This window comes from Klebsiella sp. TF21-TM (assembly GCF_019753495.1).
Lineage (GTDB): Bacteria > Pseudomonadota > Gammaproteobacteria > Enterobacterales > Enterobacteriaceae > Klebsiella > Klebsiella quasipneumoniae.
Genome location: NZ_JAIJYL010000014.1, coordinates 17,297 through 35,207 on the forward strand (window position 1 = coordinate 17,297; position 17,911 = coordinate 35,207).

Consider the following 17,911-nt stretch of genomic DNA (forward strand, 5'->3'; position numbering starts at 1 on the left):
GCTACGCCGCAAGGCTCACTTATTTTTTTAAAGGTAATTCACTATGTCCGGTAAAATGACTGGTATCGTAAAATGGTTCAACGCTGACAAAGGCTTCGGCTTCATCACTCCTGACGATGGCTCTAAAGACGTGTTCGTACACTTCTCTGCTATCCAGAACGATGGCTACAAATCCCTGGACGAAGGTCAGAAAGTCTCCTTCACCATCGAAAGCGGCGCTAAAGGCCCGGCAGCTGGCAACGTAACTTCTCTGTAAGTTCAAGCCGCTAAGAATCGAGAATCCCTGCCTGATGGCGGGGATTTTTTTTATCTGTCGCCAGCCGCCGCCAGCATACGATGGCGGCTGCCGGGCATTCAGAGTCGGGTATCGTGCCAGCCCGTTTCCCCCCACGTCAGGCTGTGGGTGAGTTTCAACCCCTGCAGAAACGCCTCGTCATGCGACACCACCACCAACGCGCCGGGAAACGTCGCCAGCGCACACTCAATGGCCTGTGTCGACGCTAAATCGAGATGGTTGGTCGGCTCATCGAGCAACAGCAGCTGGGCCGGATCGCGTCGCCAGAGCACGCAGGCCAGGGCCGCTTTCAGGCGTTCGCCGCCGCTGAGCGCCGCCAGCGGCAGGTTGACCTTATCGGCGCCCAGCTGCAGCTGCGCCAGACGGGTCCGCAGCAGCCCCTCATCCAGCGGAGTATCTTCCAGGCTCAGATGCGTTATCACCGATAACGACAGATCCAGCTGCGTCAGATGTTGATCCAGATAAGCGGCGCTCACCGACAGCCGGACATCGCCTGAGGCGGCCTGCTCCAGCCCCAGCAGCGTTTTCAGCAAGGTAGTTTTGCCACAGCCGTTCGGCCCTCGCAGCGCGACGCGCATCGGACCATCCATGCGCCAGTCCAGCGGCGCAGCGGGGGAATACGCGAGCTGCAATGCTTCCACGACCAGCACCTGCTTGCCCGCCGCCACTTCGCTGCCTGGCAGGGTGAACATCACCGGCGTATCCTCTTCCACCCGCTCTCGCGCCTGCTGCACAGCGCCATTCAGACTGCTGTTCTGTTCACGATGCTGACGGCGCAGCGTTCCCGTACGCTCTTTTGCCGCGCCTTTGTACTTCACGCGTTCGAAAGAGGCGATATTCAGGGTATCAACGGTACGCAGTGTCTGCGCCGAGCGCCGCTGGGCAGCATCATGCTCTTTTTGCATTCGCGCGCGGGTGCGTCGCCGCTCGGTCGTCGCATGGTCCAGCGCCGCGCGCGCCGCCTGCTGCTCCGCCTCGCGCTGCCGCTGATATTCGTCATAGTTGCCGCCGTAGCTGCGCAGCGCCGTCGGCGTCAGCTCGATGATTCTCGGCATCCGCGCCAGCAGTTGACGATCGTGGCTGGCGATCAAAGCTCCGCCGTGCCAGTTTTCCAGTTGCTGATAGAGCCACTCTCGCCCCTCACTGTCCAGATGGTTGGTGGGCTCATCCAGCAGCAGATAATCGGCGCCCGAGACGAAGGCGCCGCACAGCAGGGCCTTCATCCGCTCGCCGCCGCTGAGTGAAAAAGCGGGACGATCGGCAGAGAACGGCGGGAGACCGGCATCACGGAAAGCTAAACTCAGCCGATCGGGGAGATCCCAGTGGCCATCCAATAGCTCGAAATCGTCGGCCAGTCCATGACCCTGTTCAAGGCGGTACAAGGCGTCAAAGACCGGCGCATAGCCCAGCAGCGTAGCGAGGGTGGTCTCCGGTGTAAGCGTCGGCTGCTGCGCCACCCAGGCAATGGAAGCCGCGCGCTCGATATGGCCACCGGCAGGAGAATCAAGGCCCGCCAGCAGGCGCAACAGACGCGACTTACCGACGCCGTTCCGGCCGACCAAACCGCAAAGGGACGGTTCCAGCGAGACGTTGAGAGGACCAAACAGGGTCTGCCCCGTCGCAAACTGACAGGTGACCTGATGTAAAACAAAAGCGGGGATGTGGGCGCAATGAGCCATAAGCACTCCTGAATGAAATCAATACTCCCCTACCCGCAACGTCTGCGAGGTAAGGCGTGAAGTTCATCAGTCGTGTTTGTTCATTTGTAGGGCGCGCTCCAGTGAGACGAGGGATTCGTCGGGGCATAGGATAGCCACACTCCGCTATGAATTTCAAGCCCGTTTAATTCAACAATCGTTTAAAAATAAAAAGGCCTCCTGATATCAGGAGGCAAATGATTTATTTGGTGAACAATGAAAGGGTGCATTGAGAATGCCTGACACTGCAAGCATAGTGGGGATAGATCCCCACCAGATGCTCTTACTGTTTACTATCACAGGCTAAGAATGCCACCAGCTCACTATTTCCCTGCCTGAGCTGTAATTCACATAGCGAATCACGAACCATCCAGGTCAATAATAAAACAGTGAAGCAAATCACTATTAAGCCAAACAACAGATACTTTCGCGACACTCCTCGCCTACCATGTTGATTTTCAACAAGTAAGAGGCTTCGCTTATGGTGTTCATGCATTAGGGGAGCCTCACTTTGATGACTATCAGGTGGGGCTTTTCTCTGTCTGTCTCCCGCTGAACACCTGAGACACACAGTCTCAAGCACCCGCCGCCATTCTAGCGTAAATAACTTGCGGAATTATGTTTATATATTCTTAAAATATTTTTTATTGATCAATGTAAATAATTAAAATATCAATGACTGAATTATTAGCGGTTCGACTACTTATATTTCAGGTATAAAAAAACCTGCCCTGAGGCAGGTTTTTTATTATTACCGCTACGCTTACTGCAGCAGAGAAATATCCGCCACCTGCAGGAACAGTTCACGCAGTTTGGACAGCAGCGTCAGACGGTTGATGCGGACATCTTTGTCTTCGGCGTTGACCATCACGTTTTCGAAGAACTCATCCACCGGCTCGCGCAGGGCGGCCAGCTCGATCAGCGCATCCTGATAGCGGCCTGCGGCGAAGTACGGCTGCAGCTTGTCGCGCAGCACCACCAGATTGCCCGCCAGCTTAATTTCCGCCGCTTCTTTCAGCACGGAAGCGTGAACGATATCGTTCAGCGTCTCGTCGGATTTCGCGAGGATGTTGGAGACACGTTTGTTCGCCGCCGCCAGCGCGGAGGACTCTTCCAGGGTACGGAAGTGCGATACGGCTTTCATGCGCGCATCGAAATCCGCCGGGCGGGTTGGACGACGCGCCAGTACCGCCTGGATAGTGTCGACGCCGTAGCCTTCGTCCTGATACCAGGCGCGGAAGCGGCCCAGCATAAAGTCGATCACGTCATCAACCACGGTGGCGTTGGTCAGCTTCTCACCGTACAGACGCACCGCTTCTTCGGTCAGCGTTTGCAGATCGAGGTTCAGGTTCTTCTCGACGATGATACGCAGGACGCCCAGCGCGGCGCGGCGCAGCGCAAACGGGTCTTTATCGCCTTTCGGGTGCTGGCCGATACCGAAGATACCCGCCAGGGTGTCCATCTTATCGGCAATCGCCACCGCGCAGGCCACCGGGTTAGACGGCAGCGCGTCGCCGGCAAAGCGCGGCTGATACTGTTCGTTCAGCGCCACGGCCACATCTTCCGCTTCGCCATCGTGGCGCGCGTAGTGCATCCCCATCACGCCCTGGGTGTCGGTGAACTCGAAGACCATGTTGGTCATCAGGTCGCACTTGGACAGCAGGCCCGCGCGGGTCGCGTGGTTCACGTCAGCGCCAATCTGCTCGGCAATCCAGCCCGCCAGCGCCTGAATGCGATCGGTCTTGTCGCGCAGCGTACCCAGCTGCTGCTGGAACAGCACGGTTTCCAGACGCGGCAGGTTGTCTTCCAGACGTTTTTTACGGTCGGTGTTGAAGAAGAACTCGGCGTCGGCCAGACGCGGACGGACCACCTTCTCGTTACCGGAGATGATCTGCTGCGGATCTTTCGACTCGATGTTGGCGACGAAGATAAAGTTCGGCAGCAGCTTACCGGCGTTGTCGTAAACCGGGAAGTACTTCTGGTCGCCCTTCATGGTGTAAACCAGCGCTTCAGACGGCACCGCGAGGAATTTTTCTTCGAACTTCGCCGTCAGCACCACCGGCCATTCCACCAGCGAGGTGACTTCTTCCAGCAGGCTTTCGCTCAGATCGGCTTGACCGCCAATCTTACGCGCCGCCTCTTCCGCATCGGCTTTGATTTTGGCTTTACGCTGTTCGTAATCGGCGATGACTTTACCGCGCTCAAGCAGGATCTGCGGGTACTGGTCGGCATGGTCGATGGTGAATTCCGGCTCGCCCATAAAGCGATGGCCGCGGATCACGCGATCGGACGGGATACCGAGGATAGTAGCCGGGATTACCTTGTCGCCCAGCAGCAGCGTGACGGTGTGAACCGGGCGCACGAAGTGGACGTCAGACGCGCCCCAGCGCATCAGTTTCGGGATCGGCAGCTTCGCCAGCGAGCTGGCAATCATGTTCGGCAGCAGCGCTTCGGTGCTTTCGCCCTTCACATGGGCGCGATACAGCAGCCACTCGCCTTTGTCCGTAGTCAGACGTTCGGCCTGATCGACGGTAATACCGCAGCCGCGCGCCCAGCCTTCGGCCGCTTTGCTTGGCTTGCCTTCGGCATCGAACGCCTGGGCAACGGCCGGGCCGCGTTTTTCCACTTCGCGATCGGCTTGCGCCGCCGCCAGGTTGGCCACCTTCAGCGCCAGACGACGCGGGGCGGCAAACCATTCCACTTTACCGTGCGCGAGGCCGGCGTTATCCAGCTCCGCGGTCACGTTCGCAGCAAAAGATTCCGCCAGGCTGCGCAGCGCTTTTGGTGGCAGCTCTTCAGTGCCGATTTCCACCAGAAAAGTATTCTCAGACATGGCCGCCTCTTATTTATTCTTGTTGCACATCGGGAAGCCGAGCGCTTCACGGGAAGCGTAGTACGCTTCCGCCACTGCTTTCGTCAGGGTGCGAATGCGCAGGATATAGCGCTGACGCTCGGTGACGGAGATGGCTTTACGCGCATCCAGCAGGTTGAAGCTGTGAGCCGCTTTCAGAATACGCTCGTAGGCCGGCAGCGGCAGCGGGGTCTCCAGCGCCAGCAGATACTGGGCCTCTTTCTCATACTGCTCGAAGCAGGAGAAGAGGAAATCGACGTCGGCGTATTCGAAGTTATAGGTGGACTGCTCCACTTCGTTCTGGTGGAACACGTCGCCGTAAGTGGTTTTACCCAGCGGGCCATCGCTCCAGACCAGGTCGTAGACGCTGTCGACGCCCTGGATGTACATCGCCAGACGCTCCAGGCCGTAGGTGATCTCGCCGGTCACCGGCTTACACTCCAGGCCGCCCACCTGCTGGAAGTAGGTGAACTGCGTCACTTCCATGCCGTTGAGCCACACTTCCCAACCCAGACCCCAGGCCCCCAGCGTCGGGTTTTCCCAGTTGTCTTCGACGAAGCGAATGTCGTGAATGGTCGGGTCCATACCCAGCTCTTTCAGCGACCCGAGGTACAGCTCCTGGATGTTGTCCGGAGAAGGCTTAATCACCACCTGGAACTGATAGTAATGCTGTAAACGGTTCGGGTTTTCGCCATAGCGGCCATCGGTTGGACGACGGGAAGGCTGTACGTAGGCGGTCGCCATCGGCTCCGGCCCTAACGCGCGCAGGCAGGTCATCGGGTGAGAGGTGCCGGCGCCGACTTCCATGTCCAGTGGTTGAACAATGGTGCAGCCCTGACGAGCCCAGTAATCCTGTAAGGTCAGGATCAGGCCCTGGAAGGTCCTGGTATCAAACTTTTGCATATGATTTCGTGCTGGATACGTGTGGATTTAAAGGAAGGAGTCAGTATACCCGCTGGCTGCGAGATATACAGTACGAAACGGCGTAGTTTCAGGAAAACGGACGAAATTTACGCCAGGCGGGGTCGATTCAGCGCATCGAAAGATGCATAAACTGGCCGTCGGGGTCAAAGGAACAGATGAAACGTTCATTCTTGCCGGTACGACCCGACAGCTCATAGCTCGCCTGGAATTGTTCAAGATGGTTCACGTCAACTAACTGCGTTTGCGTGTTATAGCGGATAGCGGCCTGATCCTTGCAAAGCTGCGCCATATTGAGCGTAGTTTGCGGTGTAATATGCGCGCGCTGCGCCTTTTGCGCCGGCGGGGAAACGGTCTCGCTGCAGCCCGCAAGGAGCAGCGCCAGCATTATGGAAACGACACCTTTCACCACGTTCTCCTCCACCGCCTTGTCAGCAAGTTGTTATCGCAAAGATCCAGTATTACAGGTATTTTGCGAATATCATGAAACAGCGACAAGTCTGTGATCAAAAACTCAGACTAATCTCGTGCGACACCGGGGCATAAGGCGGGTCAGACCTTATATCGCCAGTAGACTTTGAGGGACTGATGCAAGAAAAGATACACTGGATCACCAACCTGCGCGGCATTGCCTGCATGATGGTGGTGATGATCCACAGTACCAGCTGGTATATCACTCATCCGCATACGATTACCCTGCTGCAATGGGATATCGCCAATCTGCTCAATTCCGCCTCCCGCGTCAGCGTGCCGCTGTTTTTTATGATCTCGGGGTATCTGTTTTTTGGGGAACGCAGCGCTCAGCCGCGCCATTTCTGGCGGATTGGCCTGTGCATTGCGTTCTATAGCGCGCTGTCTCTGCTATATATCGCGCTGTTTACCCATATCAACGTCGAGCTGTCCTTAAAGAATTTGCTGCAGAAGCCCGTCTTCTACCACCTGTGGTTTTTCTTTGCTATCACCGTTATCTATCTGCTCTCGCCGCTTATTCAGGTTAAATCCGTCAACGGCAAAATGCTGCTGGCGCTGATGGCGATCCTCGGCATTCTGGCCAACCCCAACATGGTTGGCGTCAAAGCCGCCGGGATTGAGTGGCTGCCGGTCAACCTCTATATCAATGGCGACACCTTTTATTACGTGCTCTACGGCGTGTTGGGCAGGGCCATTGGCACCCTGGATACCGATAAAAAATGGCTGACCCCGCTCTGCGCCGCGCTGTTCCTCGCCGCCGTGTGGGTCATCTCCCGCGGCACGCTGCATGAGCTACGCTGGCGCGGGGACTTCGGCGACACCTGGTATCTCTACTGCGGGCCGGCGGTGTTCGTTTGCGCGGTCGCCCTGCTGACGCTCGCCAAAAATTGGCTGAACGCGCGTCCCCTGCCCGGTATCGAATGTATTGCACGTCATTCTCTGGGAATTTACGGCTTCCATGCCCTGATTGTGCATGCGCTGCGCGCCAGCCATCTGGAACTGAGCCGCTGGCCGCTGCTGGATATTGTGTGGATTTTCAGCGCCGCCCTGCTCTGCAGCCTGCTGCTGTCCGGCCTGGTGCAGCGGGTTGATAGCCGGCGGCTGGTCAGTTAACGACCTGCCGCCGAGAGCGGGCCCGACTCACAGTTCAGGCCCCTCTTCCTGCACGCTGAGAGGCTCTCTTACACGGGTCGGGTCCCAGGCATCACGCACGTTTTTCTGCACCGCAACGGCGCCAAACAGGCTCAAAAAGTACGCCAGTCCATAGAACCCTTTCTCGCTGAGCAGCAGACTGGCGTTCCACAACCCGATAACCAGCAGGCCAACGGCGATGACGAAGGCCACCAGACAGGTGGTGTAGTACAGCGCGGTGGTCGGAATGGCTTCATATTTATCGCGCACCGTCTTCTGATAAGACGCTGCGGCAAACAACCCCAGCACCAGGACAGCAAAATAATAGCCTTTTTCATTCAACTGCATATCCGCATTCCACAGGCCGACCAGATAGGTGGCGATGCCGCCGATCAGGGCAATCCAGGAGATTAAATGAAAGGCCGGAGAATACGTCGCGTGCTTGTTTTCCATTACTTTTACCTCTTACGCGCCCACGGATGGCGCTTATTCCGTTTTTTGCATCGCGCAGGCGACGCGGATCCGTTCGGGGGTTGCCGATGCGCCATATAAGCAGACAAACCATGCCGCGATATAGACGGCTTTTTCATGCCAGCCTGCCGGCACATACCAGGCGCCCACCAGCAGCAGGCCGACCGATAGCAGCAGCACCAACCGGCATAAGGCAATAAAACCGTCGTCCTGTTCCTGCCACCGTCTGGCGCGCTGATGGGCGAGGACGGCAAACATCCCCATCACCAGTACGCCGAGAAAATAACCTTTACCGCTAAACAACGGGCAGGTTCGCCAGATACCGAGCAGATAAACCAGCGATCCTGCTGCCATCATCACCCTGGCAATATTGCGTTTTGTGTTCATCTCACCTCCCTGGTCGACAGGGGCTGATTATGACCGACTCCCCTGGCGATGCCTCAGGTTACGCACGGTCAAACGGAGATTTCGGAATAAACAAATACGCTTTTTTGGATGGATGTAGCCGGGACATTCAGGGAAGTAATCCGCCCGGCGTTGCCGGACGGACTGAGGCTATGACATCAGCGGTTTCAGCTGCTGATAAATCTGGCGGAAGGTTTCCCGCTGTGGCGCATAGTGGGCCACTCGGCGATCGTCCGGGCGATGCGCTTGTTCAAGCGGCAGCGGCGTCAACAGCCCGGCGCGGTCGGCTTCGCCGTGCACCGCCAGCTGCGCCAGCCTGGCCGCCCCCAGCGCCGGGCCGACGTCGCCCCCGGTACGGTAATCGAGCTGCTGGCCGCTGATATCCGCCAGCATTTGTCGCCAGTAAGCGCTACGCGCCCCGCCGCCGATAAGGGTGATGCTCTGCGGCTTGATGCCGCAGGCGTGAACCACGTCCATGCCGTCCGCCAGCGCATAGCCCACCCCCTCCAGCACCGCCCGCGCCAGCTCTGACGGCCCATGCTGATGCGTCAGGCCGAAGAAGACGCCCTTGGCCTGCGGGTTGTTGTGCGGCGTGCGTTCGCCCGACAGATAGGGCAGGAACCACACCGGACCGGCGCTCTCGTCGGCTGACTGCGCCGCCGCAATCAGCGCCGGCACGCTGGCGAGACCGGTTAATTTCGCCGCCCAGTCCAGACAGGAGGCCGCGCTGAGCATCACCGACATCAGATGCCAGCGGCCCGGCAGCGCATGGCAAAAGCTATGCACTGCGCTTTCAGGCTTACTGAGGAACCCTTCGCTGACCGCGAAATACACACCAGAAGTGCCCAGCGACAGCATCGCCTGACCGGCATCGGCCATGCCGACCCCGACCGCGCCGGCGGCGTTGTCGCCGCCGCCCCCCACCACCAGCGCCTGTGGCATATTCCACGCCTGCGCCACCTCCGGACGCAGCTGCCCGGTGACGTCGCTGCCTTCAAACAGCGCCGGCATCGCGTCCCGGCTGAGATCGCAGGCGGCGAGCATCTCATCGCTCCAGTCGCGTCGGGCGACATCCATCCACAGGGTACCGGCGGCGTCAGACATATCGCTGGCAAGCTCGCCGGTCATCCGCAGACGCAGATAATCCTTCGGCAACAGCACTTTATCGACCTGGCTGAACACCGCCGCCTCGTGGCGCTGCACCCACAAGAGCTTCGGCGCCGTAAAGCCCGGCATCATCAGGTTGCCTGTGATTTGCCGGGAAGCGCTGACTTTTTCCTCCAGCAGCTGGCACTCTTCGCCGCAGCGGCCGTCATTCCATAAAATGGCAGGACGCAGCACCCGTAGCGATTTATCCAGCAGGGTGGCGCCGTGCATCTGCCCGGCGATCCCCAGCGCCTTCACGTCGCGCAGACTATGCTGCGCGCCCAGGGCTTTCATCGCCGTGTCCGTAGCCTGCCACCACTGCTCGGGATCTTGTTCCGACCACAGCGGATGCGGACGCGAGACGGTGAGTTTTTCGGTATGCGATGCCACCACATCACCCTGCTCATTGAGCAGAATGGCTTTGACGCCCGATGTCCCCAGATCGATGCCGATATACATACTACCTCTCCTTAAACGCGCGCCACGGCTGAGCGTGGCGCGAACAGAGCATCCTGGTGGCGGTCCCGGTCACGCCGGGCGCCGCCGCATGATTACTTGTCAAACAGATAATGGTTGACCAGGTTTTCCAGTTGTTCCTGCTGGCCGCTGCGATGCTGCGGCGCCAGCTGATGCTGAGCGGCGTACTGGGCAATGTCGCTGAGGGTCATCTGCCCGTTAAGGATCTGCTGCCCCAGCTCGCCGTTCCAGCCGGCGTAGCGTTTGGCCACGCGTTTATCCAGCTCACCGTCTTCGATCATCCGCGCCGCGACCTTCAGCGACAGCGCCATGGTATCCATCGCGCCGATATGGCCGTAGAACAGATCGTATTTGTCGGTGCTCTGACGGCGCACTTTCGCATCAAAATTGAGGCCGCCGGTGGTGAAGCCGCCCGCTTTGAGAATTTCATACATCACCAGCGCGTTCTCTTCGACGCTGTTCGGGAACTGGTCGGTATCCCAGCCCAGCTGCGGATCGCCGCGGTTGGCGTCGACGGAACCGAACAGCCCCAGCGCGATGGCCGTCGCGATCTCATGATGGAACGAGTGGCCGGCAAGGGTCGCATGGTTGGCTTCAATGTTCAGTTTAATCTCTTTTTCCAGACCAAACTGCTTGAGGAAGCCGTACACGGTAGAGGCGTCATAATCATACTGATGCTTGGTAGGCTCCTGCGGTTTGGGCTCGATCAGCAGCGTGCCTTTAAAGCCGATTTTATGCTTATGCTCCACCACCAGCTGCATAAAGCGGCCAATCTGTTCACGCTCCTGGCGCAGGTCGGTATTCAGCAGGGTTTCATAGCCCTCGCGACCGCCCCACAGGACATAGTTTTCGCCGCCCAGCTGATGGGTGGCATTCATGGCGGTAACCACCTGGGTGGCCGCCCAGCTAAACACTTCCGGGTCCGGGTTGGTGGCCGCGCCGGCGCCGTAGCGCGGGTTGGTGAAGCAGTTTGCGGTCCCCCACAGGAGCTTGACGCCGCTCTGCTGCTGCTTCTCCGCCAGCACCTCGACCATCCGGGCGAAGTTATTGCTGTACTCCTTGAGCGAACTCCCTTCCGGCGAGACGTCAACGTCGTGGAAGCAGTAGTAAGGCACGTTGAGTTTATGGAAAAATTCGAACGCCACATCGGCTTTGCGTTTGGCCATCTCCAGGGCGTCGCCAGGCTGCTGCCATGGGCGGTCGAAGGAGCCCACGCCAAACATATCGGCGCCATTCCAGCAGAAGGTGTGCCAGTAACAGGCCGCAAAACGCAGATGATCTTCCATCCGTTTGCCCAGCACCAGTTCATCCGGGTTGTAATGACGGAAAGCCAGCGGGTTAGCGGATTTCGGGCCTTCGTAACGAACGCGATCGAGTTGATCGAAATAGGTCTGCATAGAGAACTCCATATTCAGAGATGCGGCGAATAACCAATCAGGTACCCTAAATAATTCGAGTTGCAGGAAGGCGGCAGGAGCGCGAGTCCCCGATAACCAGGGGGCGAAGCAACGAATGTCACCAACACACCTACAACTTGAAGTATGACGGGTTTAAGCCAATATAGAATTTCGCTTTCATTTTCCTCAATTACGTTATTTCACACCGCCATTGAGAGAATCCACAAACGTGCGCCAGCTCGCAAAAAATAATATCGGCGCGTTCTTCTGCCGTCCTGTCAGAGAGGTCCAGTGCAATAATAAGAGTGTGCATGAATAAAATACGATCGCCGTCATAATTTGCGCATTAAACGAAATTTCATAACTGCAAAATAAGAACCGGTAATTGCCAGCCCTGCTTTCCGCGTTAAGAATCTGTAACGTATCCGCAACCTCATGTATCAAACATTATTTTTCCGTTCGTCTTACCTACCCTTACAAAAAAGGTATCGTTATTATGAAGATAAAGAACCTTTGCCTTACGCTTTGCGCCAGCTCCCTCCTGCTCGCCAGCATGGCGGGGATGGCGAAAGAAGTGAAGATTGGCATGGCCATCGACGATCTGCGTCTGGAACGCTGGCAGAAAGACCGCGATATTTTCGTCAATAAAGCGGAATCCTTAGGCGCCAAAGTTTTTGTCCAGTCCGCCAATGGCAATGAAGAAACGCAGATGTCGCAAATTGAAAACATGATCAACCGCGGCGTCGATGTCTTGGTTATTATTCCTTATAACGGTCAGGTGCTCAGTAACGTTATTAAAGAGGCCAAGCAGGAAGGTATTAAAGTGCTGGCCTATGATCGCATGATTAATAATGCCGATATTGATTTCTATATTTCTTTCGACAATGAAAAAGTCGGCGAAATGCAGGCGCAAAGCCTGGTCGACAAAGTGCCGCAGGGTAATTATTTTCTGATGGGCGGCTCGCCGGTGGATAATAACGCCAAGCTGTTCCGCGCCGGCCAGATGAAGATCCTCAAGCCGTATGTCGATGAGGGCAAAATTAAGATTGTCGGCGATCAGTGGGTTGACGGCTGGCTGCCGGAAAACGCGCTGAAAATAATGGAAAACGCGCTGACGGCGAATAATAACAAAATCGATGCCGTGGTGGCCTCCAATGACGCAACCGCCGGCGGCGCCATCCAGGCCTTAACCGCCCAGGGGCTGGCAGGCAAAGTGGCGATCTCCGGTCAGGATGCTGACCTGGCGGGCGTGAAGCGCATTATTTCCGGTACCCAGACGATGACCGTCTATAAACCGATTACCACCCTGGCCACCAACGCCGCCGAAATCGCCGTTGAGCTGGGCAACGATAAGCAGCCGAAGTCTGACACCACGCTAAATAACGGCTTAAAAGATGTCCCTTCGCGCCTGTTAACGCCAATTGAAGTGAATAAAGAGAATATCGACGCCACGGTGATTAAAGACGGTTTCCATAAAAAGAGTGAACTGTAATGGCTGACGCCCCGCTACGGGGCGTCATTTTCATCCCGCCGGATATCACTTTTGCGGAGTCTTTATGGCCTGGCTACTCGAAATGAAGAACATCACCAAAACCTTCGGCGCCGTTAAGGCCGTGGATAATGTCAGCCTGCGCCTGAACGCTGGCGAGGTGGTCTCGTTATGCGGTGAAAATGGTTCGGGAAAATCGACGCTGATGAAGGTGCTGTGCGGTATCTATCCGCACGGAAGCTATGAGGGCGAGATTATTTTTGCCGGCGAAACGCTGCAGGCAAACCATATTCGCGATACCGAACGTAAAGGCATCGCCATTATTCATCAGGAGCTGGCGCTGGTGAAACATCTCACCGTGCTGGAGAACATTTTCCTCGGCGCCGAAATATCCCGCCACGGCCTGCTGGATTATGAAACCATGACGCTGCGCTGCCAGAAGCTGCTGGCGCAGGTCAATCTGCCCATTTCGCCCGACACCCGCGTCGGCGACCTCGGCCTCGGTCAGCAGCAGCTGGTGGAGATCGCCAAGGCGCTGAATAAACAGGTGCGCCTGCTGATCCTCGACGAACCAACCGCCTCCTTAACCGAACAAGAGACCGCGACGCTGCTGGCGATCGTTCGCGATCTGCAAAACCACGATATCGCCTGCATCTATATTTCGCACAAGCTCAATGAGGTCAAAGCGATCTCCGATACGATCTGCGTGATCCGCGATGGCCAGCATATCGGCACCCGCGACGCCAGCGGCATGAGCGAAGACGACATCATCACCATGATGGTTGGCCGGGAGCTCACCGCGCTCTATCCCAGCGAACCGCACGCCCACGGCGAGGAGATCCTGCGGGTCGAACATTTAACCGCCTGGCACCCGGTAAACCGTCATATTAAACGGGTCAACGACGTCTCGTTTTCCCTGCATCGCGGGGAGATCCTCGGCATCGCCGGGCTGGTCGGCGCCGGACGGACCGAGGCGGTGCAGTGCCTGTTCGGCGTCTGGCCGGGGCGCTGGCAGGGGGAGATCTTCATTGATGGCCAGCCGGTCAGCATCACTAACTGTCAGCAGGCCATTGGCCACGGCATCGCCATGGTGCCGGAAGACCGCAAAAAAGACGGCATCGTGCCGGTGATGGCGGTGGGTAAGAACATTACCCTGGCGGCGCTCAGCCAGTTCACCGGCGCGATGAGCAGCCTGGACGACGCCGCCGAGCAGCACTGTATTGAGCAGTCCATTCAGCGATTGAAAATTAAAACCTCCTCGCCGGAGCTGGCGATTGGCCGCCTGAGCGGCGGCAACCAGCAAAAGGCGATTCTGGCCCGCTGTCTGCTGCTGAATCCACGCATTCTGATCCTCGACGAACCCACCCGCGGCATCGATATCGGGGCGAAGTATGAAATTTATAAACTGATTAACCAGCTGGTGCAGCAGGGCATCGCGGTCATTGTCATTTCATCCGAACTGCCCGAGGTGCTTGGTCTTAGCGATCGGGTGCTGGTCATGCACGAAGGCAGGCTAAAAGCCAATTTGGTTAATCAACATCTGACCCAGGAACAGGTGATGGAAGCCGCGCTGAGGAGCGAACGCCATGTCGAAGAACACGTCGTCTGAAATCAAACTTACCCCAACCGCCCCCACCGCCCTGCCGGCGCTGAAGGGGCTGAACCTCCAGGTCTTCGTGATGATCGCCGCGATCGTCGTCATTATGCTGTTTTTCACCTGGGTTACCGATGGCGCCTACCTGAGCGCGCGTAATATTTCCAACCTGCTGCGCCAGACGGCCATCACCGGCATTCTCGCCGTCGGCATGGTGTTTGTGATTATTTCGGCAGAAATCGACCTGTCCGTCGGCTCGATGATGGGGCTGTTGGGCGGCGCCGCGGCGATCTTTGACGTCTGGCTCGGCTGGCCGCTGCCGCTCACCATTCTGGTGACGCTGGTGATGGGGCTGCTGCTCGGCGCATGGAACGGATGGTGGGTGGCCTATCGCAAGGTCCCCTCGTTTATCGTCACCCTCGCCGGGATGCTGGCGTTTCGCGGCATTCTGATCGGCATCACCAACGGGACCACCGTCTCGCCCACCAGTCCGGCGATGGCGCAGATCGGCCAAAGCTACCTGCCAGATGGCATTGGCTTTGGCATCGGCGTTGTCGGCATGGCGGCGTTCATTATCTGGCAGTGGCGCGGACGGATGCGCCGTCAGGCGTTAGGTCTGGCGACCGCGTCCTCCACCGCGACCGTTGGCCGCCAGGCCATTACCGCGGTGATTGTGCTGGGCGCAATCTGGCTGCTCAATGACTATCGCGGCGTGCCGACGCCGGTACTGATCCTCGCCGCCCTACTGCTGGCAGGCCTGTTCATGGCCACTCGCACCGCCTTTGGCCGCCGCATCTACGCCATCGGCGGCAACCTGGAGGCGGCACGTCTGTCCGGGATTAACGTCGAGCGTACCAAGCTGGCGGTGTTTGCCATTAACGGCCTGATGGTCGCCATTGCCGGACTGATCCTCAGCTCGCGCCTTGGCGCGGGCTCCCCCTCGGCGGGCAACATCGCCGAACTGGACGCCATCGCCGCCTGCGTCATCGGCGGTACCAGCCTGGCGGGCGGTATAGGCAGTGTCGCCGGGGCGGTAATGGGGGCGTTTATTATGTCGGCCCTGGATAACGGCATGAGCATGATGGACGTCGCCACCTTCTGGCAATATATCGTCAAAGGCGCCATTTTGCTGCTGGCGGTGTGGATGGACTCCGCCACCAAGCGGCGCGCGTAAGGAAGCGCTCTCTGAAGAATGTCTGAATTCTTTGCGCTACCACCAAACTTCGCCATAAGGCGCTTGAAATATCTCGGGCATTAGCCGGTAGTGTATACCCAACAGCATTCGGGTTGCAGACGGCGCATCCCAGCCGCGTATCACGTACGTGGCTGGGGTGAATGAGAAAGCCAGGCCATCGGCAACATCATGAATGAAGGGGTATGACCGGGGTTAGAGCAGGAACATAATCTATGTTTGAAAAGCGTCACCGTATTACGCTGTTATTTAACGCCAACAAAGCTTATGACCGCCAGGTGGTTGAGGGTGTCGGCGAGTATCTGCAGGCCTCTCAGCTGGAGTGGGATATCTTTATTGAAGAGGATTTTCGGGCACGAATCGAAAACATCAAAGAGTGGCTAGGCGATGGCGTTATCGCCGACTATGACGATCCCGAAATCGAAAAGCTACTGGCCGATGTCAACGTCCCCATCGTCGGCGTCGGCGGCTCTTATCATCAGCCAGAGCAGTACCCGCCGGTCCACTATATCGCCACGGACAACACCGCGCTGGTGGAAAGCGCCTTTCTTCATCTGAAGGAAAAAGGGGTACACCGCTTCGCGTTTTACGGACTGCCCACCTCCAGCGGTAAACGCTGGGCGGTAGAGCGCGAGTATGCCTTCTGCCAGCTGGTGGCGAAGGAGAAGTACCGCGGCGTGGTCTACCAGGGGCTGGAGACGGCGCCGGAAAACTGGCAGCACGCGCAAAACCGGCTCGCCGACTGGCTGCAAACGCTGCCGCCGCAAACCGGCATTATCGCCGTCACCGACGCGCGCGCCCGCCACGTCCTGCAGGCCTGCGAGCTGCTGCATATCCCGGTGCCCGAGAAACTGTGCGTTATTGGCATCGATAATGAGGAGCTGACCCGCTACCTCTCGCGCGTCGCCCTCTCCTCCGTCGCCCAGGGCACCCGCCAGATGGGTTATCAGGCGGCAAAATTGCTCCACCGGCTGCTGAATAACGAGGCGCTCCCGCTGCAGCGCCAGCTGATCCCGCCGATGCGCGTCGTTGAACGACGTTCCACCGACTACCGGTCGTTAAACGATCCGTCCGTGATTCAGGCGATGCATTACATTCGCAACAATGCCTGCAAAGGCATCAAGGTGGAGCAGGTGCTCGACGCCGTCGGCATTTCACGCTCCAACCTGGAGAAACGCTTCAAAGAGGAGGTCGGAGAGACCATCCACACGGTGATCCACAGCGAGAAACTGGAAAAGGCGCGCAGCCTGCTGGTGTCCACCAGCCTGTCGATCAATGAAATTTCACAGATGTGCGGCTACCCGTCGCTGCAATATTTCTATTCGGTGTTTAAGAAAGAGTACGACGTGACGCCGAAGGAGTACCGTGACCGGCACAGCGAAGTCATGATGTAGAGAGCAAAGAAAAATGCCCGGGCTTGCGCGCCGGGCATGAATAATCACGTAGATAAGCACATTACATGTGCGCGGCAATTAACCGCTGGTTATCCTGATACATCGCGAAGAGATAGTTGTTGTAGCTCGACCCTCTGGTCGAATAGCCCTTCAGCTTATGAATCATGGTACTGGCCGTTACTTCCTGATCCGCCTTGCGCAGCTGCAGGCGCGATTTGCGGAAAGAGGAATAGGCCGGGTGGGTGTTCAGGTTTGTGACGTAAGCCTGCACCGACTGCTCCACCGACTCAAACTGCGAGTAGCCTTTCATCGCGCCGCGGCAGCGACCAGCGCCGCACTTCATGCCGAACAGATTGTTGTTCTCACGCGCCAGCTTGGAAGTACCCCAGCCACTTTCCGCCGCCGCCATGGTCGCGACCATGCTGTTCGGAATAATGTCGACACGCTCAAGCAGCGTGTTCCAGGGCACATGACGCGTATTGCCTGACCACTTCACCTTATAACGTGTCGCGATGTCTTTCAGGCGCGCCTTTTCACTCGGCGACCAGCGAGCATCGTACTGCTTGGATACAAGCCAGTTACGATCCGCAGTAATCGCCTGATTCTGCTTGGTAATATAAGGCATGACCGTCCGGAGAAACGCTTTTTTCCTTGGTGTTCCGGAAGGGTATTTTCGCAAGTCAGGAAGTGAACTGCTCTTTACACTATTGCGAGAATACTCTTGTTTACTGCTTACCTTAGTACTACTTATCTTCTTAACCGTTGGGGCTTTATGACTCTTTGTTGCTGTGTGCGTTGTTGCCAACACACTACCTGAAAAGACGCAGGTTAGTAACATAAGTATGGCGGCCCCATATCGTCGTATGGGATTCGATATCATCAGGTCTCCTGGTCGGATATATGCATTCCAACACCTTGTTTTTCACAAAAAAACGATAGCTGAATCGCTAATAGTATCAAAAATACGCACTGAGAGCATC

16 protein-coding genes are annotated in these 17,911 nt (G+C 57.4%); 6 read left to right on the plus strand and 10 right to left on the minus strand.

What is annotated here, in order from left to right; genetic code table 11:
* Nucleotides 1-43: 43 nt before the first annotated feature.
* Nucleotides 44-256, plus strand: coding sequence for an RNA chaperone/antiterminator CspA (gene cspA / locus K5R89_RS14725; protein ID WP_000014594.1), 213 nt, complete (start codon nucleotides 44-46; stop codon nucleotides 254-256).
* A gap of 98 nt (nucleotides 257-354) precedes the next feature.
* Here cspA and K5R89_RS14730 read toward each other — a convergent pair whose 3' ends face one another.
* From K5R89_RS14730 to K5R89_RS14750, 5 genes are all read right to left on the minus strand, one after another.
* On the minus strand, nucleotides 355-1,974 hold the full coding sequence (locus K5R89_RS14730; RefSeq protein ID WP_217259440.1) for an ATP-binding cassette domain-containing protein: 1,620 nt from the start codon (nucleotides 1,972-1,974) through the stop codon (nucleotides 355-357).
* 301 nt (nucleotides 1,975-2,275) lie between these two features.
* Entirely contained in the window at nucleotides 2,276-2,428 is a 153-nt protein-coding gene (hokA, locus tag K5R89_RS14735; protein WP_032454338.1) for a type I toxin-antitoxin system toxin HokA, read from the minus strand.
* 327 nt (nucleotides 2,429-2,755) lie between these two features.
* Complete coding sequence (gene glyS / locus K5R89_RS14740; protein ID WP_087827802.1) at nucleotides 2,756-4,825, minus strand: glycine--tRNA ligase subunit beta; 2,070 nt, start codon at nucleotides 4,823-4,825, stop codon at nucleotides 2,756-2,758.
* 9 nt (nucleotides 4,826-4,834) lie between these two features.
* Nucleotides 4,835-5,746, minus strand: coding sequence for a glycine--tRNA ligase subunit alpha (gene glyQ, locus K5R89_RS14745; protein ID WP_217259439.1), 912 nt, complete (start codon nucleotides 5,744-5,746; stop codon nucleotides 4,835-4,837).
* A gap of 127 nt (nucleotides 5,747-5,873) precedes the next feature.
* A complete protein-coding gene (locus K5R89_RS14750) occupies nucleotides 5,874-6,173 on the minus strand; it encodes a YsaB family lipoprotein (RefSeq protein WP_072096573.1) in 300 nt (99 codons plus the stop codon).
* A gap of 179 nt (nucleotides 6,174-6,352) precedes the next feature.
* Here K5R89_RS14750 and K5R89_RS14755 point away from each other — a divergent pair, with 179 nt between their 5' ends.
* A complete protein-coding gene (locus K5R89_RS14755) occupies nucleotides 6,353-7,348 on the plus strand; it encodes an acyltransferase (protein ID WP_101989343.1) in 996 nt (331 codons plus the stop codon).
* A 27-nt stretch (nucleotides 7,349-7,375) separates the two neighbouring features.
* Here the strand turns inward: K5R89_RS14755 and yiaA are convergent, their stop codons facing one another.
* From yiaA to xylA, 4 genes are all read right to left on the minus strand, one after another.
* Nucleotides 7,376-7,819, minus strand: coding sequence for an inner membrane protein YiaA (gene yiaA / locus K5R89_RS14760; protein ID WP_044525027.1), 444 nt, complete (start codon nucleotides 7,817-7,819; stop codon nucleotides 7,376-7,378).
* A 33-nt stretch (nucleotides 7,820-7,852) separates the two neighbouring features.
* On the minus strand, nucleotides 7,853-8,224 hold the full coding sequence (gene yiaB, locus K5R89_RS14765; RefSeq protein ID WP_032454341.1) for an inner membrane protein YiaB: 372 nt from the start codon (nucleotides 8,222-8,224) through the stop codon (nucleotides 7,853-7,855).
* A gap of 168 nt (nucleotides 8,225-8,392) precedes the next feature.
* Entirely contained in the window at nucleotides 8,393-9,847 is a 1,455-nt protein-coding gene (gene xylB, locus K5R89_RS14770; RefSeq protein WP_087827804.1) for a xylulokinase, read from the minus strand.
* Nucleotides 9,848-9,939: 92 nt separating this feature from the next.
* The gene (xylA, locus tag K5R89_RS14775; protein WP_023291332.1) at nucleotides 9,940-11,262 is read right to left on the minus strand and encodes a xylose isomerase; all 1,323 of its coding nucleotides are present in this window, start codon (nucleotides 11,260-11,262) and stop codon (nucleotides 9,940-9,942) included.
* Between the two features lie 496 nt (nucleotides 11,263-11,758).
* On the opposite strand from xylA, the gene xylF reads away from it, so the two are divergent.
* The 4 genes from xylF to xylR all read left to right on the plus strand — a co-directional run bounded on the left by xylF (nucleotide 11,759) and on the right by xylR (nucleotide 16,931).
* Nucleotides 11,759-12,754, plus strand: coding sequence for a D-xylose ABC transporter substrate-binding protein (gene xylF / locus K5R89_RS14780; protein WP_023291333.1), 996 nt, complete (start codon nucleotides 11,759-11,761; stop codon nucleotides 12,752-12,754).
* Between the two features lie 64 nt (nucleotides 12,755-12,818).
* Nucleotides 12,819-14,360 (plus strand): xylose ABC transporter ATP-binding protein, encoded by a 1,542-nt coding sequence (locus tag K5R89_RS14785; protein ID WP_044525029.1) that lies wholly within the window; start codon nucleotides 12,819-12,821, stop codon nucleotides 14,358-14,360.
* A complete protein-coding gene (gene xylH / locus K5R89_RS14790) occupies nucleotides 14,338-15,519 on the plus strand; it encodes a xylose ABC transporter permease XylH (protein ID WP_023291335.1) in 1,182 nt (393 codons plus the stop codon). The genes K5R89_RS14785 and xylH overlap by 23 nt, the downstream gene beginning before the upstream one ends.
* Nucleotides 15,520-15,752: 233 nt before the next feature.
* Nucleotides 15,753-16,931 carry a D-xylose utilization transcriptional activator XylR gene (xylR, locus tag K5R89_RS14795; RefSeq protein WP_023291336.1) on the plus strand — a complete coding sequence of 393 codons (1,179 nt, stop codon included), beginning with the start codon at nucleotides 15,753-15,755 and terminating at the stop codon, nucleotides 16,929-16,931.
* Nucleotides 16,932-16,992: 61 nt separating this feature from the next.
* Here xylR and K5R89_RS14800 read toward each other — a convergent pair whose 3' ends face one another.
* Complete coding sequence (locus tag K5R89_RS14800; RefSeq protein WP_060589859.1) at nucleotides 16,993-17,811, minus strand: protein bax; 819 nt, start codon at nucleotides 17,809-17,811, stop codon at nucleotides 16,993-16,995.
* Between the last annotated feature and the right edge of the window lie 100 nt (nucleotides 17,812-17,911).